This window comes from Aeromonas jandaei, from assembly GCF_037890695.1.
GTDB classification, from domain to species: Bacteria; Pseudomonadota; Gammaproteobacteria; order Enterobacterales; family Aeromonadaceae; genus Aeromonas; species Aeromonas jandaei.
Map to the genome: position 1 here is coordinate 4397822 of NZ_CP149571.1, position 24794 is coordinate 4422615.

At 54.0% G+C, this 24794-nt stretch carries 22 protein-coding genes; 9 read left to right on the top strand and 13 right to left on the bottom strand.

All coding sequences use genetic code 11. The features are described from left to right. Positions 1-67 precede the first annotated feature (67 nt). The 11 genes from WE862_RS20645 to WE862_RS20695 all read right to left on the bottom strand — a co-directional run bounded on the left by WE862_RS20645 (position 68) and on the right by WE862_RS20695 (position 14263). Positions 68-1222, bottom strand: a complete 1155-nt coding sequence (locus WE862_RS20645) for a 3-phenylpropionate MFS transporter (protein WP_042029882.1) — start codon at positions 1220-1222, stop codon at positions 68-70. A gap of 413 nt (positions 1223-1635) precedes the next feature. Then, positions 1636-2436: a lysozyme inhibitor LprI family protein gene (locus tag WE862_RS20650; protein WP_082035412.1), complete on the bottom strand. Its 801-nt coding sequence runs from the start codon at positions 2434-2436 to the stop codon at positions 1636-1638. A gap of 212 nt (positions 2437-2648) precedes the next feature. Then, entirely contained in the window at positions 2649-3059 is a 411-nt protein-coding gene (locus tag WE862_RS20655) for a hypothetical protein (protein ID WP_156128649.1), read from the bottom strand. Between the two features lie 217 nt (positions 3060-3276). Next, the gene (locus WE862_RS20660; protein ID WP_156128650.1) at positions 3277-4098 is read right to left on the bottom strand and encodes a hypothetical protein; all 822 of its coding nucleotides are present in this window, start codon (positions 4096-4098) and stop codon (positions 3277-3279) included. 460 nt (positions 4099-4558) lie between these two features. After that, positions 4559-4921 carry a hypothetical protein gene (locus tag WE862_RS20665; protein WP_156128651.1) on the bottom strand — a complete coding sequence of 121 codons (363 nt, stop codon included), beginning with the start codon at positions 4919-4921 and terminating at the stop codon, positions 4559-4561. After that, a complete protein-coding gene (locus WE862_RS20670) occupies positions 4918-7506 on the bottom strand; it encodes a murein hydrolase activator EnvC family protein (protein ID WP_082035413.1) in 2589 nt (862 codons plus the stop codon). The genes WE862_RS20665 and WE862_RS20670 overlap by 4 nt, the downstream gene beginning before the upstream one ends. A gap of 12 nt (positions 7507-7518) precedes the next feature. Further along, positions 7519-7917: a hypothetical protein gene (locus tag WE862_RS20675; RefSeq protein WP_042029887.1), complete on the bottom strand. Its 399-nt coding sequence runs from the start codon at positions 7915-7917 to the stop codon at positions 7519-7521. A 53-nt stretch (positions 7918-7970) separates the two neighbouring features. Continuing rightward, complete coding sequence (gene tssI / locus WE862_RS20680) at positions 7971-10055, bottom strand: type VI secretion system tip protein TssI/VgrG (RefSeq protein ID WP_198493475.1); 2085 nt, start codon at positions 10053-10055, stop codon at positions 7971-7973. A 343-nt stretch (positions 10056-10398) separates the two neighbouring features. Further along, positions 10399-10917, bottom strand: a complete 519-nt coding sequence (gene hcp1 / locus WE862_RS20685; protein WP_010634242.1) for a type VI secretion system effector Hcp1 — start codon at positions 10915-10917, stop codon at positions 10399-10401. 227 nt (positions 10918-11144) lie between these two features. Continuing rightward, positions 11145-12041: a LuxR family transcriptional regulator gene (locus WE862_RS20690; RefSeq protein WP_082035440.1), complete on the bottom strand. Its 897-nt coding sequence runs from the start codon at positions 12039-12041 to the stop codon at positions 11145-11147. A 116-nt stretch (positions 12042-12157) separates the two neighbouring features. Continuing rightward, on the bottom strand, positions 12158-14263 hold the full coding sequence (locus WE862_RS20695) for a TonB-dependent hemoglobin/transferrin/lactoferrin family receptor (protein WP_042030794.1): 2106 nt from the start codon (positions 14261-14263) through the stop codon (positions 12158-12160). Between the two features lie 181 nt (positions 14264-14444). Here WE862_RS20695 and WE862_RS20700 point away from each other — a divergent pair, with 181 nt between their 5' ends. The 3 genes from WE862_RS20700 to WE862_RS20710 are packed head-to-tail and all read left to right on the top strand — an operon-like array spanning position 14445 to position 16415. Then, positions 14445-15413: a ChaN family lipoprotein gene (locus WE862_RS20700; RefSeq protein WP_042030856.1), complete on the top strand. Its 969-nt coding sequence runs from the start codon at positions 14445-14447 to the stop codon at positions 15411-15413. 25 nt (positions 15414-15438) lie between these two features. Beyond that, a complete protein-coding gene (locus WE862_RS20705) occupies positions 15439-15993 on the top strand; it encodes a cysteine hydrolase family protein (RefSeq protein WP_042030796.1) in 555 nt (184 codons plus the stop codon). 38 nt (positions 15994-16031) lie between these two features. Continuing rightward, positions 16032-16415: a hypothetical protein gene (locus WE862_RS20710; RefSeq protein WP_042030797.1), complete on the top strand. Its 384-nt coding sequence runs from the start codon at positions 16032-16034 to the stop codon at positions 16413-16415. A gap of 77 nt (positions 16416-16492) precedes the next feature. On the opposite strand, the gene hutZ is transcribed toward WE862_RS20710, so the two are convergent. Further along, on the bottom strand, positions 16493-17050 hold the full coding sequence (gene hutZ, locus WE862_RS20715; RefSeq protein ID WP_042030798.1) for a heme utilization protein HutZ: 558 nt from the start codon (positions 17048-17050) through the stop codon (positions 16493-16495). Continuing rightward, positions 17047-17559 (bottom strand): heme utilization cystosolic carrier protein HutX, encoded by a 513-nt coding sequence (gene hutX / locus WE862_RS20720; protein ID WP_042030800.1) that lies wholly within the window; start codon positions 17557-17559, stop codon positions 17047-17049. The genes hutZ and hutX overlap by 4 nt, the downstream gene beginning before the upstream one ends. 167 nt (positions 17560-17726) lie before the next feature. Between hutX and WE862_RS20725 the strand changes: the two genes are divergently transcribed. From WE862_RS20725 to btsR, 6 genes are all read left to right on the top strand, one after another. Next, complete coding sequence (locus WE862_RS20725) at positions 17727-18578, top strand: heme/hemin ABC transporter substrate-binding protein (RefSeq protein WP_042030801.1); 852 nt, start codon at positions 17727-17729, stop codon at positions 18576-18578. Beyond that, positions 18575-19606 carry a FecCD family ABC transporter permease gene (locus WE862_RS20730; RefSeq protein WP_042030802.1) on the top strand — a complete coding sequence of 344 codons (1032 nt, stop codon included), beginning with the start codon at positions 18575-18577 and terminating at the stop codon, positions 19604-19606. Before WE862_RS20725 ends, WE862_RS20730 begins: the two co-directional genes overlap by 4 nt. Positions 19607-19617: 11 nt before the next feature. Continuing rightward, a complete protein-coding gene (locus WE862_RS20735; RefSeq protein ID WP_042030803.1) occupies positions 19618-20418 on the top strand; it encodes a heme ABC transporter ATP-binding protein in 801 nt (266 codons plus the stop codon). Positions 20419-20632: 214 nt separating this feature from the next. Beyond that, positions 20633-22003, top strand: a complete 1371-nt coding sequence (locus WE862_RS20740) for an endonuclease/exonuclease/phosphatase family protein (protein WP_042030805.1) — start codon at positions 20633-20635, stop codon at positions 22001-22003. A 246-nt stretch (positions 22004-22249) separates the two neighbouring features. Next, the gene (locus WE862_RS20745) at positions 22250-23944 is read left to right on the top strand and encodes a sensor histidine kinase (protein ID WP_042030806.1); all 1695 of its coding nucleotides are present in this window, start codon (positions 22250-22252) and stop codon (positions 23942-23944) included. Then, complete coding sequence (btsR, locus tag WE862_RS20750; protein WP_042030807.1) at positions 23938-24675, top strand: two-component system response regulator BtsR; 738 nt, start codon at positions 23938-23940, stop codon at positions 24673-24675. Before WE862_RS20745 ends, btsR begins: the two co-directional genes overlap by 7 nt. The last annotated feature ends 119 nt before the right edge of the window (positions 24676-24794 follow it).

The window sequence follows — 24794 nt, forward strand, 5'->3', positions numbered from 1 at the left end:
CGCAGCAACGAAAAAGGGAGAGCCGTGGCTCTCCCTTTTTCCAGATGATGATTCAGATAGAGCTGTATCAGGCCGTAGCCCCCTCCTGCGCAGAGGGGGCAAAGGGTCGCAACCGCAGGAAGAAAACCGGCAAGACCACCAGCACCATCAGGAAGAAGATGCCGCCGCCAAGGGGCTCGAACAGCATGCCGCAGAGTGCCATCAGAGCCGCTACCGTCATGCCAAGACCCAGCGCTGCGTAGAGGGACTGGGTCGGGATCAACTGCTCGGCCGGTAACTGACGAGTCATGAAGCGCACCGCCCCGAGATGGCTCACCCCGAAAGTCACCGCGTGGAGCAGTTGCCCCAGCACCAACACCCACAGCTCGGTCGACGCCCCCAGCAATACCCAGCGCACCACGCAACCGATGGCTCCGGCGATAAAGAGGCTCTGCGCCCCGAAGCGTTGCAGGAAGCGCTTGTCGGCGGCGAACATACAGATCTCGGCCACCACCCCGATCGCCCAGAGATAGCCGATGATGGTGCCGCTATATCCTTGCGCCTTCCAGTAGATGGCACTGAAACCGTAATAGGCGGCGTGGCTTCCCTGCAGCAGCGCTGTCAGCAACAGGAAGCTGCGCACCGGCGCGCTGCGCAGGGTCGCCAGCAGGGATGCCTTGGCGCGATCCCCCTGCACATCCTGTGGCGCGGGACTAAGTGGCAGCCAGCTGAGCAGCAGCATCAGCACCAGCCCCGCCACCATGGTGTGCAAAATCCAGTCGCTGCCGAAGTTGCCCACCAGCGCCCCCACCAGGGTAGAGGCGACGATAAAGGCAAACGAACCGCACAGCCGCACCTTGCCGTAGTCGATGTGCGCCTGCACCACCATGCGGGTTGCCAGCGCCTCACCCACCGGCATCAGGGTCGGGTAGATAAAGTTGGCAATCAGAGTAAGGCCGACCAGCCACCAGAGGTGATGGCTGAGATAGAAGCCAAGGAAGGCGAGCAGGCTGAGCAGGCTGAGCAATCGAGTAACCGGCAGCAGATGGCCCGCCCCCTTGATCTGCCCCATCACCATCAGGTTGCCGGCAAAGCGGATCGCCATCCCAGCCCCCAGCAGGAGACCAATCATCTCGGCGCTGACGCCCACCCCCTCCAGCCAGAGCGACCAGAACGGCAAGTAAGCGCCGTAGACGAAATAGAAGGCGCCGAAAAAGAGCGCTAACCATGAGAACGCGGGCATAGATCCTCTGCAACCGGATGACGGGAGCAGAATGATAACTCATCCGCCCCCGCAGATCCCGATGGAAACCCCGCTAAGAAATCGAAAAAACTTCAATAAAATTGAACTATTACCGAAGAGGCGGGGTCTACTTGGTAACACCTCCTCCTGGTTAGTGTTGCAATCCTTCCACCCGCCCATGGCGGGTTTCTTTTTTGTCCCCTAATCACTTTTTTCATCACCAGGATCTGCATCTCGGATTCAAATTTAAATCCATCCTCACAACGAAAAATCATCTGGATACAACAAATCTTCGAACTATCCTGCACCAAAACTATTTGTAGCGATAAAAAACACCGGCGTTAAGCCGGTGTCAGGTAATATCAACTCACTATATAGTGCCAAAAACTTTAGTAATGCATAAATAGAGGAACTTATTTCTGGACACTCAAATATTTTATCCTAGCCTTGGTCATCTCGGTTTGGCACTCATACAGTTCCACTTTACCAGATATTGACAAGTTCTGATTATTTACAGATTCAATATTACCGCAATCATTCTCCTTCTGCCATACCCAAGAAATCTGTTCATTTTTCATCGATGCTCTAAAAGATGCTGGAATAGCTTTCCAGATTTTATTCAAGCGGGCATCTTCAGCTTCATAAGCCTGCTTGGCGATGGCAACTCGAGATGGGTCATTTCGTTTAACAATATCATCTTTAGTGATCGTCAAGTATGATGCCTTGGCTAATGACATTGGGGCATAATAAGTCTCCCCTAAAGCGACAGAAATGTCTTTTTCATTATCGGCCAGCCTTGCTTTATAAGAAACACCATTCCACGTAACATTGCCATTTTTATACAACCCATGACTTTCTCTAATAAACTCAGAGAACACGTCCGGGGCTTTCTGTGCTAACTCCCTGACTTCAACAGGAACAGTCATTGATACGGTCGCTACACATCGTAACTCTTGTGATGAATCACTTGTAGTCGAAACATCAGAGATGCTAACGGGAATTTTTTCGACTTGACTTTGAAAGAAATCGAGTTTTTCTGGTGATACTGACATCCTCGACAAGGCATTATCACGCAGAGCCTCTGTTAATGCGTTTACCGCATCCTCACGACCACATTTGAAAGGCTGCTTTTCCTCTTTCGAGTCAAAAATACCAGCGTTGACAGCACTAGACAATACCAATGAAGACACAATAAAAAGTAATTTTATATTCATAACTCACTCGACTATTAACATTAGAACCTAATATATAAAAGCATTACAGAAATTGATAAATATATTATAAAAACAAACTCATCTACTTAAACTCACCCTAACCCCCTAAACTCCTAAACTCCTAAACTCCTAAACTCCTAAACTCCTAAACTCCTAAACTCCTAAACTCCTAAACTCCTAAACTCCTAAAGAGGATTGTTATAAACTAAAATTTATTTTTCAGTCATTAGATACCATTTGCTCTTATCATTCAGCAACTGACTATTTAAATAAACCCCATTGCTCATTATTTTTATTTTAAACTGTGGGGATGGATATTCACAATAATATTCTTTTCCATTAACTGATGTATTCCATGAGAGATATACAATATCATCTTTATTTTTGACAATATAATTACCATCACAAGAATACATGGAATGCCATGATTTTATTTTTAAAAAAGCTTTGTCGCCATTTATATTGAATATATACGTCTGGCTAGCAGCACAACCATCAATTAACTCTTCTTGTTTTTGATTTATGATTAATTTAGTATTCAATACAATTGAATATGCCTTGACCGAAAAAAAACAAAAGCATATAAAAAACCACTTATTACCTTTTTGTAAACAATCATTCATACATAAATCTATCACATTCAGGTTTGATATTATCATATGCTAAGGACCTGTAAATATACTGACAACTCCGCTATCAATGATGTAATATCAAACTAGATACAACGCTCGAGACCAATCGCCTGGATCAAACAGAGATATACTCAACCTTAAGTTTCATCCGCTATATTACATCCCCCCTCAGATGCACGATGGCCGACCATTTAGGATTAGATTTTTATCAAGATTTCTCATCGGGAAATTCTTGTCCAATATTAATTGATGAAACCAGCCCATCTTTAATATCATACGAGATAAAATAATTACCTAATCTATAGGTCAGCCTAGAAACATCATCCAATAAATTTTTAGATTTATACTTACCTTTTACATCAATTACTGTGTCACCCACACCAATCCCTCTTGCTGTAAAATAGCCATGCTCACTTATCAGGATTGATGTCAATCTATAACTATTATCAATATTCTGCATTCTTTTATCATATGAAACATTTGATGATATAATTTCACCAAATGGATATATGTGACTATAATATTTATACAATCCACCTACTGCATTTGGATAACTACCAACAAAAAACGTTTCATGCTTCCCCGTTATATTACTCAACAGCTCTGAGATTGTATTTATGGAAATCCAGCGTTCATTCACATATATAGAAAAGTCAGCTATTGATATTTTTTCACCTGCATTGATGGAATGGAGATTATAAGGAACAAGATCTTCTTTATTAACCCATCCATACACTGAATTTCCTTTCTGAGATACATACTCGACATAGTAAAAAGCATTATATAAGGAAAAAACATAAACTAGATCCCCTTTAACTATGAATATCTCTTTTTGTCTACAGGATGCATTAGGATACGAATAAAACCACACCCTTTTTTCATTTGCAGAAAATATTGCACTTCCACCCGGCACCATATCTGTCTTGGCATGTAGTTGAGAAGCAGGAACCTCTTCCGGAGATAAGCATTGATATGCATAACTGGTCGAATTAAAAATAAACACAACCACAAAAACAAGAAAGAAACGCATTGCAGATACCTATCTATACCTATACGCCCATGTTATTTTGATACCTAATAGCCAGAAAAACATTTAAAAACAAACTAGAATCAACTTTATTCCCTGTAAAAACTTACCTTAACAAATAACGAGAATAAATTTAAAAAAATAAAAACCACTCGCACATTGACCACCACAAATAAATTAGGTTACACATGTTAAACTTAAGTGATAAAGCAAGCCTAGACCGTCATATAAAAACATAAGGAGTCTTTACCAACAAGTAATATGTAATCAAATTCAATAAGTATATTTTGATAGAACCAAATACCACCCAATTATCATATGCAAGACAAACTTAAGAATGGTTTCAAAATTTATTTTTTGGGAGAGGGAAGTAAGACTCTGGTATGAATCCAGTGTCTTACTGTAATCTAACTTATATATATATTTAATGTAAAGCTTACGACATTAATCGCTAAATTAACAATCAGCCTTTCTTTGACAAGGGGGATTGTGAGTCAAAACATTTTCTTAACTTATTTTTTATTGATTCATCGTATTGCAGTTTTATCTTATCTTCAAGGTAAGCAGATGTATTCCATAATGATGCATCAGAATAAATGTATGATGCCCATCCAATACTACCACTGCCATCAGTGTCATAAGTCAATTGCATACTAACTTCTTGGCCATCATCAGAATCTACAATAACATTTACATCCTTAGCCGCAACATATATAAAATCATAATTACTACTGCGAACCGCATCCGCCAAATAGTCATAACATTGCAAATTATTGCCAGCGATTGCAACATGAGAGAAAAAAATAATAAAAAACAATATTCTCATTTTATGTCCTTAAATGAATCACTAATTTTTGGCTTTATCTTAGATATATATTCTTTATATACCTTTTGAACATTAGCATCAGATGCATTGTGCCAACGGGCCCAATTTCCATCATGTTTATTAATATAGAAAACTTTATATTCCATTGCGGCAAGAACCGAAGGGAATTTAATAAATGTTTTTTTCTTATTCGTCACCTGAACATTTCCACCCAAACCACTTTTCCCTTTATTTTCAAATGCACTCCAAGTTCCGACAGGTTTATACGACGGATTTTTTTCAAAAAAAGATTTATCCCAGCCATAGTAAGGTGGGTTACCAAATGCCTCCATTCCCCCTGTGCCGCAATGTTGATATTGAAGTGATTTAAAATGTCCGGTTTCATCACGATACATACGTTCAACAACTACCGCCATATCATAACCATATTTATTATATATGGACCGCAATGCTTCTTCTGCATCAGCATAGGTAAACAACCCTCTGCTTATTTTTTGCGAAACAGAAAAATCTAATAAAGATAGAGGATGTAAGTGCCATACTTTTGGCCCATCTATTTTTTTATTTTTTAATATATGCATCCACCCAATGCTTTCAACACGCTCAACTTCATGGGTAATAAGCCCCGGCAGTTCAGTCACTTCACTAAATATGCTTTTAAATCGTTCCATCATAACTTTTGAAGTGGGTGCCCACCACTCACTACTATGCTTCACCACCATCCCTTTAACTCGGTCATAGTTCTCTATGCTATCGACGGTATTCTCCAGCTTTTTAACTGTAAGCTCATTATTTTTCAACTCTTTATCATCTGAAGCATGACGATACAGGTTCAGGAAAAATGGGGGGATTTTAGCAGGATCCAGGGCACCATCACTATCAGAGCCATCAATCAGCGTGAAGCCTTTATCCTTCCACTCTTTGCTACTAACTACTGCCTCTGCTCGTGGATCGTCGCTAAACAGCTCAAGGTGAACCATGTGCTTGCTCGACATTCCCCCTTCGGTAGAAGTTGGCGTTTCGTACATTCCTAGATAGCCAATAGTCTCGCCAGCACGAATTGGTACTGGTGTAGGCAATTCATACAGCTTACCCAAGTGAGTAGGCTCTTGGCGCTTAATCTCAATATTCTCTTCTTCTACACATAACCAAACAGGGCGACCAAGAGGCTGTACGACACAACGAGCCATTCGCCGCGCTCTACCGCGAACTTCCTGCCACTCGCACCTATGTGCATCAAAGCTGATCAGACTTCCGGCTGGTACACTAAAAACACTGTCACCAGCTACATAATGTCCTGTTTTCCCTTTTTGAGCTTTGGGGTCGGCACGACCAACCATATCTTCTTTCACACGAGCTTCTATTTTGTCATATACCCACATAGGTCTAACAATGTTGCCAACTTTCTCTATCGCGCTTGGGTCTTGTGCCATCCAAAGGCTATCCATTCCTTTTATGGCCAAGACCTCTTTGCTACTAGCACCATTACTCAGTACCTTTATACGAGCAAATTCGAACTCCCCTTGACCTGTTACATAACCACGTTGTGCAGTAACACCTTCGACAAGTTCGAATTCCTCTCCCGCTTTCAAGGTTAGTGCGGGAGGTTGGTAATCATGATTCGGTACACTATGACGCACCCGCCATCCCTTTTTTAACCGATAGCGGCTGTTTTTCGGCCATTTATCCCAAGGACATAAATGCATATATAGTGTGTAATAGGTAAACCCATTATCTTCTGTACCCCCCCCTTTTTCAGAACTGTTCTCTTTCTGCGTAGAACCTTTATTTCCCCCTGCTGACTTGGGTTGTTTGAAATGATGACGAACCAAGCAAAAAGAATTGGAATAGCGATATTCCTGCCCTTTAAAATTGCTGACAAGATAGTCAGGCATCATTCGAAAAGCTACAACCTCACCATCAGCCATGCATCGAATAGGATGAATATCTTTGACCCAAGGTGCTTTTTCATCACTAATATGAATACCGCCATGCCAAGTGTTTAGGCCCAATAGATAATTAGCTTCAGCTCCTAAAAGTGAAGCTAACGATTTGGCATCCTTAAACTCCTTTCCATCAGCTTGGGCAATAGGTAAACAAGGTGAAGCGATGGGTTTAACATCTATAGGATTGCTATTGCTAGTCGCACCTTTATTAGCCCACCACTCTTGAGGGTTGACAATTTTTCCAGAGGAATCTTTTATCTGATAATGAATATGCATTGCATATTGATTTTCCTTTTGTGGTCCTCTGCCACCCATTCTGCCAATCGGGGTAATCCCAGCTTTAACAGACTCCCCTTCTTTGACATTTTGCGATTGCAGGTGGAGAATCTCATGACTAAAACCTTTATTGTCCAGTATTTTTACTGTGCCAAATAAACCACCTGAATATGAAATCGTACCATCAACGGGTGAAAAGGCTGCGGGATGTTGCATATTAACCCCCGTCTGCCCACCTATATAATTGAAATCAACACCTTTATGTGGCCCTGATGCTCTTTTTTCACCAAAAGGGGCTGTGATATGTGGCTTCTTTCCATCGCGAGGAGGAAGTATCAAATTCATGGCAATATCAAAAGACATATTTACCTCCGCCTACATCGAATGGTCAGTTATTTTTACAAGATACCAACACTTGTCCTTTTCGGAAAAAGACAAGGATACTTGATAACCGGCATCATTCCCATTGATATCAACCACTAAATTATTCCTGTCGATTTTCACCTCTCTTTCCCCATCATTCCCTTTACTACTTACAATAGGAAAATCTGACAATTTAAAAAAGCGAGACTCTTTTACCTCTTTAACATCATCATCCAAATCTTGATAAAAAACAATATTAACAGGCTTCATTGTATATCTAGTTTGAACTTCAACATCATTAATGAAAATTCGAGAAAAGTTATCGAAGTCGCCAGCGGGACAAGACTCCGCAGCGCATCGGAACGAGATGAAAATAAATATAAGCAGCTTAAATATTTGTGGGATTTTCATGAAAACTCCAGACTTAAAAATTTAAATAATAAATTTCAAAAGACATTTTAACCCTATCGCCCTGAAAAACTGACTTTTGCGAGGCTTTTCTCTTCTTTCAAGAGCGCCTCCATCGCCTTCTCGGTGGCAATCGCCTTGACCAGTTCAACCAATTCCGGGGCTTTGACCACCTCAACCCCTTTGGGAGTAACGGGAGCATGGCCAGCCCAGCCAGAGCCAGCTCCCGGGCTGCCGCCGGCATTGAGTTTGATGGCGGGGCCGACCAGCTTGATGCCACTCGGGTCAACTTTGACAAAGCTACCCCCCCCCTTGAGGGTGATCTCGGAGCCAGCCTCCAGCACCAACTTGTCACCCACCTTGATATGCACCTCTTCGCCAGCTTCCACCAACAGGGATTGACCCAGCTTCTGGTGCAGGGAGGTATCCACCGTCAGCGAATAGTCCGCCTTGATGTGGTCGCGTTTTTCACCCTCCACCGTCAGGTGGTCATTGCCGAGGCTGGGCGCTGCGCCATCCTTGCCCGGCACCTTTCTGATACGGGTCACCCGTTCGTTATCGATGTCGGTGTGTTGGTCGTGCTTGATATGCCAAGCCGCATCGTTCTCTATCAGCACGTTCAGGTCTTTCTGACCGTGGATATAAATCTCTTCTTGTCCCGCCTGGTCTTCAAAACGCAGCTCGTTGAAGCCTTCGCCCTTGTGGGTTTCGGTGCGCAGCACGGTGCGGGTCTTGTTGGCAGGCAGCTCATACGGTGGCCGGTTGGTGGCGTGATAGGTGCGCCCCGTCACGATGGGCTGGTCGGGGTCCCCTTCCAGAAACGAGACGATGACCTCGTGGCCGATGCGCGGAATCGCCATCATGCCATATTGGCCACCGGCCCAGCCTTGCGATACTCGTACCCAGCAGGAACTCTGGTCGTTGGAGCTGCCATATCTGTCCCACGGGAATTGCAGCTTCACCCGGCCGTGCTCGTCGCAGTAAATCTCCTCGCCCTCGGGGCCGACTACGATGGCGATTTGCGGGCCATCCACCATGGGTTTGTGAGGTGCTTCCGGGCTGCCGATGCGGGCGCGCCAGGTAGTACTCGCTTTCACCACACCAAATTCGTTGTGGTAGACGGTCGGGCCGCTGCCCCCCTCCTCTTCCAGCGCCTGCGGTTGCTCACCGGTGTGGCGGATATGGACGATTTGCCAGTCGGTGTTGAGGCTACCGTTCGGATGTTCGGTGAGTGAGAAGTGCTGACCCGGCAGCAGAGCTGCGCTGTTGGATTTGCCACTGCCCGCCACCGCGTCATTGCGCAGCGCATCGAGCCGGTGCTGGGCAAAGGCCTTGCCGCTCGGGTCCTGCTTGTAGCGGCCCGGATAGTCAAAATGCTGGTAAGTGTCCCGTTGATGCTCCAGCTCTGCCCCCTGCTTTTTGTGGGAGAGGCCATAGGCAGGGGTCTTGAAGCTGTAGTCCTTGAGCTCCACATCCGAGGGGCGCACCGCCTCGCGGTAGTGGAATTGGCGCACATAGGGCCCTTGTTCCAGCGAGCGGTTGCCAAGGTTGAAGAAGAGCTCGGGGCCTTGAGTCAATGCTGCCGCGTCGTCGGCAAACACAATGCGGTGCTTGCCTGCTTCGAATTCGTGGAAGTAGAACAAGCCCTCTTCGGCAGCAAGGCGGTTCACGAAATCGAGGTCGGTCTCGCGATATTGGACGCAGTACTCGCGCTGGGCATGCTCATTCTTGAGCGCAAAGGCGTAATCGGTGATGCCGTGCTCTTGCAGCAAGATGCTGAGGATTTCATCGGGCTTCTGGGCCTGAAAGATGCGAGAGTTCTGGCGCAGACCCAACCGCCACAGGGCAGGTTTCACCTCAAGGCTATAGCGGGTACGGCGAAAGCCGCTGTCCCCTTGGGCAAATTCGCTCACTACCCCGCACACCCGGCGTTGCAGCTCGCCGTTGTACCACACCATGAGCTCACACGGCTGGTCCAGCACGGCGCCAAAGTCGACATCGGGCTGGCTGCTGGCCAGCTCAAGGCGCAGGTTGAACGGCCGGTTCAGCCCCTCGTCCAGCTGGAAACTCGCCACCACGAAGGTGCTCTCGGGCAGCGCCCCCACCTTGACGGTAAATTGCAATCCGGTTTGATTAGCCATGGCTCTCCCCTCTTGTCACGGCCACGCGATGTCTGCGCCCCTCTTCAAGACCCCAGCCGCCAAACCACGCTACCGCCCTCTCCGGTGCCACAACGGGCAACCAAGATAGCGGCGAACACGGATTACGGGCGGATTGGGTCTGCATCACAGGACACCCTTTAGTGCTTTGCCATCCCTCCGCGCTCACCAGCAGGGCATCAAACCCCGGCAGGGGGATGGCAAAACAGAAAAGCTCCGGCTAACTGAGCGGGCCGGAGAAATACGGGCTAAGAGGGCCGGTTTGGCAACCGGCCCATAAGACACATAACTACTTGCAAGGAATACCAAAGTAACAAAACGAGGATTAGGCCTCGATGGGCGCACGCCAGTCGTCCGCACCGGAAGTACCGGCAACGGTGTGTTCCCAGTCAATTTTGCGGTAAGCCATGGAGACCTGGATAAGCTGGGTGAAGTCAGACTTCGCCGGATCCTGGCAGTGGGGCATCTGGCAGTCGATGTCAACGATGGTGGCATCGGTCAGCACGGTGGAGAAGAAGTGCTCCTGCTTGCCTTCAACGGAGGTGCGGTACCACTTCAGGGTCACTTTCGGCAGCATCTCACCGGAAGCCAGCGCGTTGTACATCAGCGGCACGGCTTTGTTCAGGGCAACGGTAAACTTGAACGGCTTGTGGACACGCTGACCAGCAGGCTGACCGGATTGCGGGTCGGTCGGGACAGTCACAACGTGCTGGAACTCTTGTACCAACATCTCGTCTTCGTGACCTTGTACGAAGATGTTGCCGACGGAATCAGAGGTGAAGGCACCGGCGGTGATATTGCCCTGGGTTTTACCTTCGATGCTGATATAACATGGAGTTGGCATGTGTATGCTCCTAAATAGATTGGTTAAATGAGATAGCACTCGACCAGACTATTAGCAGCGACCATGCCATTTTTTTATCTTTTAAAAATCAATACCTTAACCACTTCAGGCTGAAATCACACAGCGTAACCATGCAATAAATTGCGCAGACAACCATTTTGACCAGCACAGTTCGCACAGGCAGATATTTCATCTACCAGATGAGCAATTGATTGCCTAAAACAGAACTACTCACTCCTATCGAGCACATTCTCGACCTGCGCGGCATCAATATTGAGCTTGACCACCCCCTGCTTGAGGGCCCAGGAAATCGCCTGATTTTTGCTGCTTGCCCCCAGCTTCTCCGCAATTCTCTCCAGATGGAAGGTCACGGTTCTGGGTTTGATATCCAGGATCTGGGCAATATCGCTGACCTGTTTGCCCTCTGCCGCCCATTGGCACACCTCCAACTCGCGAGTGGTTAACATCTCTCGAGGAGGCATGGCTGCAATGCAGACCCTGGCCACGGCTTCAAAGATATGGGTCGCCAGCCAGCTCAGAAACGGAATAGCAGTCAACCATTGATGTTCGGTGCGGGGCTCACTGGTAATCAATGAGAACAGTCCAATATGACCATTTGCACCGTGCCAGGGGATGGTGATGCCATCGCGCAAGCCAGCCTCCTGAGCCAGCAGCATCACTTCCAGCCCGGCGCTGTCTTGCAGGTCACAACACTCAGTAATGAGGTTGGCCCAAAGAATTGGCGTGCTTTGAGCCATTCCTTTGCGCACAACAGGATCCACAGCGAAAAAGCCGCGTTCTTCATAAAGTTCAACCCAGTCGCTCGGGCAGCCGTTGAAGATCCGCACATCCGGCCGCTGAATGGATCTGGGCGAGATAAATCCCAAGCGAAAGTAGTGAAATCCCATCAACTCACAGATCTGGCGCAGCAGAGCAAGTATTGTCTGTTCATTGGATGCGTCATTGAACCGGGTGATCAGCTCAAGTGCGTTGGTCGTCTCGAAAGTGTGGGGGGATGTAGAAGTCAAAAGCGCATTTCCCCGTTGCCAAAATGTTCTAGATGTTATTAAGCATGGAACAAATAGCACAATATCTTGTTTACGCAAAGAAAATGCTGCTTTCATAGCCTCAGTGACGGGTTAGCATCACAATATCTGGATGCCTCATAAAAAATCCCCGCCTGTCAGGGCGGGGATTCGGAGTGGACTCAAGTCCGGGTTCACTGCGTGTATTGTCGTTTTTAGAATACGTACTTGACGCGGGCACTGAGGTTACGGCCCGGCTCGGTCATCAGGCTGTTGTCAGAACCCGCATCACGGCCGGCGATGCGCTCGTAACGGGTGTACTCCTTGTCAAACAGGTTGAAGAGACCGACGTTGAGCTGCAGATCCTGCATCGGGTTGAATTGGGCATACATATCCACCACGCCCCAACCGGCCGCCTTCTCATACTCCTTGCCCTTGGCATCTTTGCGCACCTTGTCCATGTCATCAGCAAAGCGCAGCGCGGTATTGAAGTTCCACTTCTCCTGCTCCAGACGCACGCCGACCGAACCGTTGAGCGGGCTCAGGCTGTTGATGTAGTTGCCATCACCATCCTTGCCGTCGATGTAGGCGAGGTTGCCCCAGACGTTGACCAGATCCGTCAGCCAGTAATCCGCTTTCGCTTCGACCCCCTTGGTGGTCGCCTTGCTCAGGTTCTGATACTGGTAGACAGAGGTGCGCCCCTCTTTGCCCACTTCCACCATCTCGATGAAATCATCGAACTTGTTGTAGAAACTGGCCACCTCGTAGCTGAAGCCATTGTGGCTGCCACGCACACCGAGATCGATGCCGTCACTGCTCTCCGGATTGAGGTTCGGGTTCGGCTCGATGCGATAGCCGTAAGCCTGATGGTTCAGGGTGGAGAAGGCGCTGTCATACATGGGCGCCTTGAAGCCGTGGCTGTACTGGGCAAACAGGTTGGCCGCCTCGTGCGCCTTGAATACCAGCCCCAGCTTGGGCGAGATCTCCCCTTCGGAGAACTTGTGCAACTGGTCACCGGTGTAGGCGGGATCATTGTCCGGGGTCATCCGGTAGTAGTCATAGCGGGCGCCCGGGGTCAGCACCCAGCGCTCGCCAAACTTCATCTCGTCGAAGGCCCACAGGGCGCCACGTTCGCTGGTGGTAGCCGGGAAGCTCAGCTCGTTATAGCCGACAAAATCGTTCGGTTTGGTCGGCCCCTTGTAGCGGGAGCGTTCATTGTCGGTGTGCTCATACTCGGCCCCCCAGGCCAGACGATGATTGGCCACCGCCTTGTGGAACTGCAGCTGGGCGCCGAGGTTCTTCTGTTCGAACACGTTGTGATCCAGCGAGTTTTTGGTCACATAGGGGTTGCGCGGGTTAACCGGGTATTTGGATGAGGCGTACTGATCCAGCGTCTGCTTGGTGCGTCCGAAGTAGACCTTGGTATCCATACGGTCGGCCCAACCCTGATTCAGCGCGATGCCGTGATCCAGCACCAGCGACAGGTTGTCGGTCTGCTTGTCGGTGATGGGCTGCTCGAACACACGGGCAGTGCCGGTACCGACCTTGTTAAGCTTGACCGCGTCAGGCTCCTCGCCATCGGTCAGATAATCGACGGTCAGCTTGAGGAACTGCTCATCAGAGAGATTCCACTTGCTCTTGAGCAGCAGGGCGTGAGTACCGATATCGAAATCGGTCTTGGTTGAATCGTAGTTCTGGGTGACGCCACCATCGCGCCAGGTGTAACGCAGCAGGTTCTCCACGTCACCGGTACGCAGGGCGCCGGTAAAACCAGCCATCTTCTGGTGACTGCTGGAGGCGTAACCGCTGGTCACATCCAGATAGCTATCCTTGCCCTTGAGGAAGTCGCTGGCATCCTTGGTGGTGATGGCAATAACGCCACCCAGCGCATCGGAGCCATAAGCCGCGGATGCAGGCCCCTTGGCTACTTCCACCTGCTTGATCATGTCGGTATCGAAGTAGCTCTGACCCACTCCGCCCTTGCTGTAGGCATCGTTCTGGCGCACCCCGTCACGCACCACCTTGACCCGGTTCTCACCCATGCCGCGGATGATGAAGGTCTGGGCATCTCCCTGCCCGCCCAGCACGGCGACACCGGGTTCATAGCGGAACAGATCAGCGGCATCGGTCACCACCTGCTCTTCGATCTGTTTGGCAGTGATCACCGAGATGGGGCCGGAGACATCTTCCAGCTTCTGCTCCATCCGTGAGCCGCTGACGACCACGACTTCATCCGCCTTTTGAGTGGCAGCAAAGACCTGGGAGGAGAGACCGGCCGCTACGGCGAGCGCGACCAGAGAGAGTGCGTTTTGATGGGTCACAGCGAATCCTTATTGAGAACTATTATCAAACAGGCCGCATCTTACCCACCCCAACCCAAAGATCAATAAAAAAGAATCATTATCATTTAAAAAGAGAATTGTTAGTTTTACACTGCCAGCCATTTCCTGTTTTATGCCTGCGACACAACCCCTGTTCGGGCCTCTCTATGCTGCGAGATTGCTGATGAAACGACTCCCTCTGCTTGCTCTTCCCCTGCTGCTGGCAGCCTGCGCCACCAGCCAGCCAGCAGTATCCCCCCCACTGGCGACCCTCTATGACTATCAGTTAGGTAATTCGCAGCAGGAAGCGCTGACTCTGGAGCAGGCCACTGCCCGTCTCGCGGAGGCCGACATCATTCTGGTGGGCGAACTGCACACCCACCCAGCCATTCACCTGTTGCAGTCACGACTGCTGAGCGCCCTGTATCAGCAAGCAGAGCAGAACGGGCGGGGGCTGACCCTCTCCATGGAGCAGTTCAGCCGGGCCGATCAAACGACCCTTGATGCCTATCTGGCAGGCAAGATTGGTGAAGCTGCGCTGATCCGCGAAGGGCATGCCTGGCCCAACTACCCGAGCGACTATCGCCCGCTGGTGGAGTTCGCCAAGGCGCACCACATGCAGGTGATCGCCGCCAATGCCCCCAAACCGCTGGTGAGCTGTGTCGGTCAGGAAGGCGTCGCCTGGCTAGACAAGTTGCCCACCTCACGTCGCAGCCAGCTGGCCCGCCAGCTGACGCTGGGGGATGATCCCTATCGCCAGAAATTTATGGCCTCCATGCACCACGGCGATGCCGACAGCAACGCCCGCCGTTTCGCCGCCCAGACCAGCTGGGACGACACCATGGCCGAGAGCATGGTGGATTACCTCGCCAGCCATCCGGGCCAGCAGATCATGCATATCGCCGGTAATTTCCATGTAGAGGGGGGGCTCGGGATTGCCAGTCGCATCGCCAGCCGCAACCCGGCGCTCAAGGTGGCACTGGTAGTCCCGCAAACCGGGGAAGAGACAGCCCCGGGCCGAGCCGCCGATGTAACCGTAAAGATGATGCCGCTCCCCGAACGCTGGCAAAACAGTGCCGAGATGAAGCAAGATATGGGCGCGCTGCATCAATCCCGCAGCCGTGACTGCAGCCAGTGGCTGCAACCCTAATCATCAAGGAAACGGCGGGTACAATATGGATGTGTTACTGATCATCGATGTGCAGCAAGGGGTCATGAAGGAGACCCATCATCAACAACAGCAAGTGCTGGCGAATATCAATCGGGCTGCGGCCCATGTCAGGCAACAACAGGGGCGAGTCATCTATATCCAGCATGATGATCTGCCGGGTGGCGAACTGGAGCCCGGCACCCCGGGTTGGCAACTGCACAGTGCGCTGCAGCCAGCCAAGAGCGATAGCCGGGTACGCAAGAGCGCATGTGACAGCTTCCTCGACACCGAGCTCGCGTTTCTGCTGGCAGAACAGCCGGTCGACAGGCTTATCCTCTGCGGCAGCAACACCGATTTCTGCGTCGATACCACGGTGCGCAGCGCAGCTTCTCATGGCTTCGAGGTGTTCGTATTGAGCGATGCTCACTCCACCGCCAATCGCCCCCACCTTGGCGCTCCCCAGATCATCGAGCATCACAACTGGATATGGCGCAATCTCGACCTGCCGAATGGGCGCAGTGTGACCCTGCTCACCACCGACGAGCTGCTGGCAGTAACACCCGTTGGGCAGCCATGTTAATCTGGCGCCCTCGCTTTGTTTCTCACCGGAGTCTTGCCGTGCGCCTGTTGCCCGCCACCCTGTTGCTGCTCTTTCCCCTGCTGTCGGCCTGCTCCAGCTTGCTTGGCCAGAAGTATGACGGGCCCGAGCCCCTCTTTCTGACCCACATCAACGAAGAGGGGAGCAAGCGCTTCACCTTTGAAGCCGCGCCCAACGATACCCTGCCGCGCGGCCTCTCTGCCGCCCAGAGCCAGCGCCTGCTGGAGCAGCGGGAAGCATTGCAAGAGAACCTGCTGACCCAGACCCTCGCCAGCAAAAAGTACTGCAGGGAAGGGTACATAGTGCTGAGCCAGACCTCCTGGAAGGTGCGGGGTGAGTGTAACGAGACGGCAACCACTGCCGATCGCAGCGCCTTCCCCAACAAGGCCTCCTGGCAGGATTAAGCAATCCGGACGAGATAACGCAATAAAAAACGGGCAGCCAATTGGCTGCCCGTTTTGTTGTAACTGATGTCGTGTCGTCAGACCGGCGCATCGGCCGGGCTAGTGAGCTCGGCACCGTTGTCGATACGCTTGTGCCCTTCCACCAGATGGACGAAGTCCACCAACTCGTCACCGGAGACCGCAAACGCCTGGCCGAAGCCCTTGACGAACAGCCCCTGCTCCGGCTTGAGGCGGAACAGTTTGAAATCCTTGAGGTTGGAGAGCCCCTTGATGATCTCGCCAAAACGCCCCTCCAGCGCCGCCACGGCCTTGCTCCAGCGAGCGTCGTCACGGGCAACGATTTCGGCCACCGCATCAAAGGTCAGACGCTTGCGGGCAAACAGCTCGCGGGCACCACTCTCATCCTCGATCAGCATCAGGGATACCCGGGGTACCTGTTGCAGATTGCGGGCATGGCGGGCGATCTCGGAGATCAGCACATAGTAGCCATCTTCCTGCAGCACGAACGGCGCATAGCTGGCGTTGGGATTGCCTTCGCTGTCGACGGTGGCGAGCTGCAGGGTACGGCAGCTGTCGCGAAACTCGCGGATCTCCGGTTGCAGACGGTTCTGCAGACGCTCCTGACGTTCACTCATGCTTTTACTTCCTCTTGAGACGGGTGGCGCAGGGCCATAAAACGGGTGACCTGATCGGCAAGCAGCTGGCGCTTCTCGTCGCGGCCGAGATAAACCTTGAAGATGCAACGACCGGAGTGGCCGAAGAACTGGAAGGAGTGCCCCTCCTTGCCCATGAACAGCTTGCTGACCAGCGCAATCCCCGCCACGTTGTCGAGCTTGAGGTGACCGTGCAGCTCACCGTCGCGGCCCATCAGGTTGTAGTAGCCACGCGCATCTTTCCCCTTCGGGAACGGCGCCTTCACTTCAAAGATGGAACCTTCCGACTCGACAATGGTGGTTACCGGGCCCCAGTCGGCCAGATCGTCCAGCAGAGCTTGTGCGCGATCGGCGGGCAACAGGGTCACCAGCTCCGCGGGCAGCTGGCGAACCACCTCCCACTCGCTGACGGCCAGCTGGGCTGCAATGGTTGAAGGGTGAGCGCTGGGATCCTGTTCCAGCATCTCCTGAATGCGTTGTGCAATGCTCATCGTTTCTCCCTCGGCGAGGCACCCGCCTCGCTGTTTATCATGGCGGCTACTCTAATAAAGCACCAGAATCAATGCAATTGATAATTGCTATCATTCTCAGTGCATTTTATTCAAACCCTTGATATTCTCGGCGGCACACCCGTTTCACCCTACTGTCGGAGGTTAGCATGGGCCGTACTCTTGCCCTCGCACTCACCCTGCTGAGCAGCTCTCTGCTCCCCCTGTTCACTCATGCTGCCGAAGCGCCCAATACCCGCATCGTCAGTATTGGCCCGGCCACCACTGAACTCATTCTGGCGCTCGGTGGCGATGATCGCCTCGTCGCGACCGATGTCAGCAGCCCCTTGCCAACAGGGTTGCCCAAGGTGGGCTATCAGCGCGCACTGGCAGCCGAAGGGATCCTCAGTCTGGCACCAACTCTGGTGGTCGGCAGCGATGAGATGGGGCCTGCGCCAACCCTCGATCAGCTGCGCCGTGCCGGGGTCAAGGTAGAAGTGCTGGAAACGGCACCGACTCTGGCCAACCTCAATGAGCGTATCGATACCCTGGCCAGCCTGCTGGATGACCAGGCCGCGGGCGAGCAGCTCAAACAGCAGATCCTGAGCCAGACCGAGCAGCTGGCGGCACAAGCCAAACAGAGCAAGCCGCTCAAGGTTGCCTTTTTGCTGTTGCACAAGGGGCAACCGGTGAGCATTGCCGGGGGCGACACCACCGCCGGCGCCCTGCTTACGCTGGCTGGCGGCACCAATACCGCAGCCACGCTGCGCAACTACAAACCCGTCTCCGCCGAATCCCTGATCGAGATGCAGCCTGATCTGGTGCTGGTCAGCGGCCGCGACTGGCAGCGCTACGCCGACCCGGCCAAGGTGCTGGCCGAAGTACCCGCACTGGCCGCCACCCCGGCCGGCAAGCGCAACGCCATTCACGCCATCGACGGTCACGCTCTGCAAGGGGGCCTGAGCCTCAACTCCCTGCAGCAGGCGAACCAGATCGCCCAGTGGCTCAAACAGGGGTCATGATGCGCTTGCCCCTCCCCTGGCTGCTGGCCCTCACCACGGCCGCCCTCGTCCTGTTGTTGCTCGGTTCACTGGCAACCGGGCCGATGGCACTCACCCTGAGCGAGAGCCTGCGCGCGCTCTATGCCGGACAGGGGAGCGGAATTGCGGCTCACAAGCTTTTGATCGTGCAGGAGATTAGGCTCCCTCGTACCCTGCTCTGCATCGCGGTCGGCGGGATCCTCGGGCTCTGTGGCGCCGTGATGCAGGGGCTGTTTCGCAACCCCCTTGCTGACCCCGGCATCATAGGGGTCTCCGGCGGCGCGGCACTCGGAGCAGCCTTGGCCATCGTGCTGCTGGCCCCCCTCGGTCAATCGCTGCAACAGCTGCTCGGCGTCGGGCTATTGCCGCTGCTCGCCTTTCTCGGCGGTGCGCTGACCACCACTCTGGTCTATCTGCTCGGAACCCGCGAAGGCGGCACCTCGGTGACCGTCATGCTGCTGGCCGGGGTCGCCATCACAGCGCTCTCGGGCGCGGTGATCGGCCTGCTCAGCTATCTTGCCGACGATCAGATGCTGCGGGATCTCAGCCTCTGGCAGATGGGCACCCTAGCTGCTGGTAAACCGGCAGACATGGCGCTGGCGCTGCTTACGCTGGCGGCCCTGCTGTGGCTCTTTATGCGCGATGCCAATCCCCTCAACGCCCTGCTGCTCGGCGAAGGGGAAGCCCGTCATCTGGGGATCGATGTTCAGGCGCTCAAGCGCCGCCTGATTCTGCTCACCGCAGCAGGTGTCGGCGTGGCGGTGGCCGTCGCCGGCATGATTGGGTTTGTCGGGCTGGTGGTGCCCCATCTGGTACGACTGCTGGCCGGCCCCAACCATGTCAGACTGCTTCCCCTCTCCGCCCTGATGGGAGCAGCCCTGCTGCTGGGGGCCGACATGCTGGCGCGCACCCTGCTGGCTCCGGCCGAACTGCCGGTCGGCATCATTACCGCCCTGCTCGGTGCCCCCTTTTTCATCTGGCTGCTGATCAAGAGCCGCCGCGCGCTTTAACACGGATTGCTATGGAACGATTTGCCTCCCCCCTGCTGACCTGCTCCCGACTGAGCCTGCGCCGTGGCCAGCGCCAGATCCTGGATGGGCTCGATCTCGCTCTGCACAGCGGCACCCTGACCGCCCTGCTCGGCCCCAACGGGGCGGGCAAGAGCACCCTGCTCAAATGCCTGACCGGTGAGCTGCCCCATGAAGGCACCATCACCCTGTTTGGCCGGGAGCGTCAGCTGTGGGATAGCAGCCAGCTGGCCCACCGGCTCGGGGTGCTGCCACAGAGCTCGTCGCTCAACTTCCCCTTTCTCTGTGAAGAGGTGGTGGCCATGGGACGCCTGCCCCACAGCGAACCCACTCGCCGCAAGGAGGAGATAGTGGCCGCCGCCATGGCCCATGCAGGGGTCGAACATCTGGCCAAGCGGCTCTATCCGGGCCTCTCCGGCGGCGAGCGGCAGCGGGTACAGTTTGCCCGGGTACTGGCCCAGATCTGGCAAGCCCCTGATTCACCCGAGCAATCGGAACAACCACGGCTGCTGCTGCTCGATGAGCCCACTTCGGCCCTCGATCTGAAATATCAGCACCAGCTGCTCGCCATGGCCCGGGCGCTGGCCAGCCGCAACACCGCCGTGCTGGTGGTACTGCACGATCTCAATCTGGCGGCGCGCTATGCCGACCGGCTGGTGATGCTGGAGCGGGGCAAACTGATGGCCGATGGCACACCGGGCGAAGTGCTCACCCCCGAGCTTATCTCCCGCCTCTACGGCTATCCGGCTCAGGTGCTCCACCATCCAGAAAGCGGCCTGCCGATGGTGGTGTAAGAGATAGGAAAACTGTCGTCCCTTACCGCAACTCGGGCCGAAGTGACCTGATTTACCCCGAGTCATACAGGCCAGCCAATATTCATCATCGACCCAAACTGGCTGTGAATAGCCTCACACTTTGGCCAGACAAACATCCCGTAGCCTTGAGCGATCTCTATAATGGCGCAGCCGCATGGCACGCTTAACTCATTGATGCTACGGAATAATTACAATGAAAAATATCAACAAGACCCTACTGGCCGCCGCCATTTCCCTCGGAATGCTGGCAGGCTGCAACAGTGATACCGACAACAACGAAGCAAAGGCACCCAACTCCATGGTCCGTTTTGCCACCTTCAACCTCTCTTTTGACCGCACTGCCGCCGGCATGCTCTCTGGTGAACTGGCACTGACTCGCTCCGCGCAGGATGAGTTGCTGGCCCGCCTCGCCGACGGCAATCTGAACGGGGCAGAGAAGACCAAGGCCCTGAACGTGCAGCAGATCCGCAATGTCGCAGAAATCATCCAGCGCACCCGCCCGGATGTGTTCCTGCTCAACGAGTTCGACAACGACGGCAAAGGCGAAAGCACAACCGATCTGAAAGCCTTCAACAACAACTATCTGGCCCACGCCCAACACAGCGAAGTGACGGCCATCAGTTATCCTGTGCTGCAAAACTTCGCCACCAATACCGGCCTGATGAGCGGCTACGACCTCAACCTGGATGGCAGGGTCAACAACGGCCCCGATGATGCCTGGGGCTTTGGCAACTACCACGGCCAGTACGCCTTTGCCGTGATGTCCAAATATCCCATCGACACCAAGCAGATCCGCACCTTCCAGAACTTCAAGTGGAAGGATATGCCGGGCGAGAAGAACCCCGTCATTGATGACTGCAACAACCCCAATGCCAAGATCCCGGCCGGCCGTCAGTGCGGCGATGCCTGGTATGCCGATGAGGTGTGGCAGAAGTACCCGCTCTCCTCCAAGAACCACGCTGACGTGCCGGTGCGGATAAAAACTGAGAAGGGGGAAGAGGTGATCCACTTCCTGATCTCCCACCCGACCCCGCCCATCTTTGCCAATGCGGCGCGTCACACCGTCAAGCACAACCGCGCCGAGATCGCCTTCTGGAACGACTACGTCAAAGGGCTCAACTACATGGCCGATGACAATGGCACCAAGGGTGGGTTGAAGCAAAACGCCAAGTTCGTTATCGCCGGGGATCTCAATGCCGATCCGCAAACCGGTGACGGTGACCTGAGCGCCATTCAGGATCTGCTAAACAATCCGCTGATGAATCAGGCCATCACCAATGGCACCCTGATCCCGGTCAGCGAAGGGGGCCCGGAGTGTGTCAGCAAGGGGACCGACTGCAAACGCAACCTCAATCGTCCCAACCCGGAGCGGATCACCAACACCAGCGTGCTGCAGCTGGATCACGTTATCCCCTCAGCCAACCTCAACGCAGTGAAGAGTGGTGTCTACTGGCCAGCCAGCTTCGAGGCCGGTTACCACCTGGTCTATGATGCGAAACTCGGCATCGCCAAGGGAGTCAGTTCGGATCACCGCATGGTCTGGGTCGATCTCAAACTCGATTGAGCCACCCACTGACTGCCAATTCGGGGGCCTTCAGGCCCCCTTTTTGTTTCCGCCATATCGCCACGTCTGCTACTGCTTCAAGCTCCATGCTGAGTAACCAGACAGTTACCGCCCGCCACGACGGCAGACGATTCGGCAAATCGTGCGCTACACCACCATTCCGATACCCCTGCCTTGCAAGGGGGTATGGTGTTTGCTAATACTCCGCGTCCATTAAATGACCAACCATAACCGGGGCAATGAGCCGTGGCGTTTGAACAATTCACTCTGGTGATCTCGCTGTTCCAGCAGCTCTGCGTCTATCTGGTGATCGCCTGGCTGCTCTCCAAGACGCCGCTGTTCATGCCGCTCACTCAGGTGACCCTGAGCTGGCCCCACAAGATCCTCTGTTACCTCATCTTCTCCGGCTTCTGCGTCATGGGCACCTACTTTGGCCTCAGGGTCGAGGACTCCATCGCCAATACCCGCGCCATTGGCGCCGTGCTGGGAGGCATAGTCGGCGGCCCGGTGGTGGGGCTGCTGGTAGGGCTCACCGGCGGCATTCATCGCTATTCGCTGGGGGGCTTTACCGCGCTGGCCTGCACCTTCTCCACCATCGCCGAGGGGCTGCTCGGCGGACTGGTGCACCGCCACTTCGTCGCCCGCCACCGGCTCGACCTGCTGTTCAGCCCCTGGGTGGTCGGTTCGGTAGCCCTCATCGCCGAGCTGATGCAGATGGGGATCATCCTGTTGGTGGCCCGCCCCCTTGATGATGCCATCCACCTTATCGAGAACATCATCGCCCCCATGCTGGTGGCCAATACCCTGGGGGCCGCCATGTTCATGCGGATGATCCTCGATCACCGCGCCATGCTGGAGAAGTACTCGGTCGCCTTCTCCGCCCGCGCCCTCAAGATCGCCGAGCGGGCGATGCGGGTGCTGGACAAGGGCTTCACTCAGGATGCGTGTCAGCAGATGGCGCGCATTCTCTACGAGGAGACCGGAGTGGGCGCCGTGGCCATCACCGATCGGGAGAAGCTGCTCGCCTTTATCGGCATCGGCGAGGATCACCACCTGCCGGGTACCGCCATCAACTCGGCGCACACCTTCAAGGCGATCCAGCACAACGAGGTGGTCTATGCCGACGGCAACCTCATCCCCTACAGCTGCAACCTGCATCCCCAGTGTCGACTCGGCTCCTCGCTGGTCATTCCGCTGCGGGGGGAAGAGGGCTCGGTGGTGGGCACCATCAAGCTCTACGAGCCCAAGCGCAAGTTCTTCTCCTCCATCAATCGCACCCTGGGAGAGGGGATCGCCCGGCTGCTCTCCGGCCAGATCCTGGCCGGCAAATACAACGAGCAGAAGCGGCTGCTGGCCCAGTCGGAGATCAAGCTCTTGCAGGCGCAGATCAACCCGCACTTTCTGTTCAACGCCCTCAACACCCTGTCGGCGGTAATCCGGCGCGACCCCGAGAGCGCCCGCACCCTGGTGCACAACCTCTCCACCTTCTTTCGCAAGAACCTCAAACGCCAGGGGGACGAGGTGACCCTGGCCGACGAGCTGGAGCATGTGAACGCCTATCTGCACATCGAACAGGCCCGCTTCGCCGAGCACCTGAGCGTGCAGATCCATATTCCCGAGCAGCTGCTGGAGTACCGGCTGCCCACCTTCTCCCTGCAACCGATCGTCGAGAACGCGGTCAAGCACGGCATCTCCCAGATGTTCGAACCCGGCCTGCTGACCCTGACCGCCCGGGTTGAGGCGCAGCGGGTGGTGCTGGAGGTGTGCGACAACGCCGGGCTCTACCAGACGACACAGGAGGGAGGTGGCCTTGGCATGAACATAGTGGATCGGCGCATCAAGGCTCGTTACGGCGCCGAGTACGGGGTCGCCATCGACTGCGTCCCCCATCAATCAACCCGGGTGAGGATCACCCTTCCCCTGCAGGAGAGCCCATGCTGACCGCCCTGATCGTTGACGATGAACCCCTCGCCCGCGAGGAGCTGCGCCTGTTGCTGGAGCAGGCGGGCAATATCCGCCTGCTGGGAGAGTGCGCCCACGCCATGGATGCGCTGCCCGCCATCCACCGCCTCAAACCCGACCTGCTGTTTCTCGACATCCAGATGCCGCGCATCAACGGGCTGGAGCTGGTGAGCATGCTGGACCCGGACTTGCGCCCCCACATCGTCTTCATCACCGCCTACGACGAGTTTGCCCTGCGCGCCTTTGAGGAGAACGCCCTCGACTACCTGCTCAAACCGGTCACGGCGGAGCGGATGAACAAGGCGCTGGAGCGCATCCAGCGGCTGCTTTCGCCCAAAGGTGAATTAGCTGGCCAGCCGCTGCCGGATCCGACCCGCATCGCCCAGCCCCTGCGCAGCATCCCCTGTAGCGGCCACAACCGGATTCTGCTGCTACCTCTTGGCGAAGTGGAGTTCATCCACAGCGATCTCACCGGCAACCGGGTGATCAGCGGCCAGCAGCAGGGCACCACCGAGCTGACCCTGCGCACCCTGGAGGAGAAGACCGGCTTCGTGCGCTGTCACCGCCAGTACCTGCTCAATCCGGGCCAGATCCGCGAAATCCTGCTGCTGGACGGCGGGCTGGCGGAGGTGGTGACCCAAGGCGGCCACAAGGTGCCGGTGAGCCGCCGCTACCTCAAGCCCCTCAAGGAGCTGCTGGAGATCCCCTGAGGGGGTGGGCCACTCCCTCCCGCTCCCCTGCCCGTTACCCGCTTCCCACGCCCGCCGGCTCATCCCTCAAACCGCTCGGGGCCGCTTTTCTGCCACTCGCAGGCGGCCCTCTGCCACTG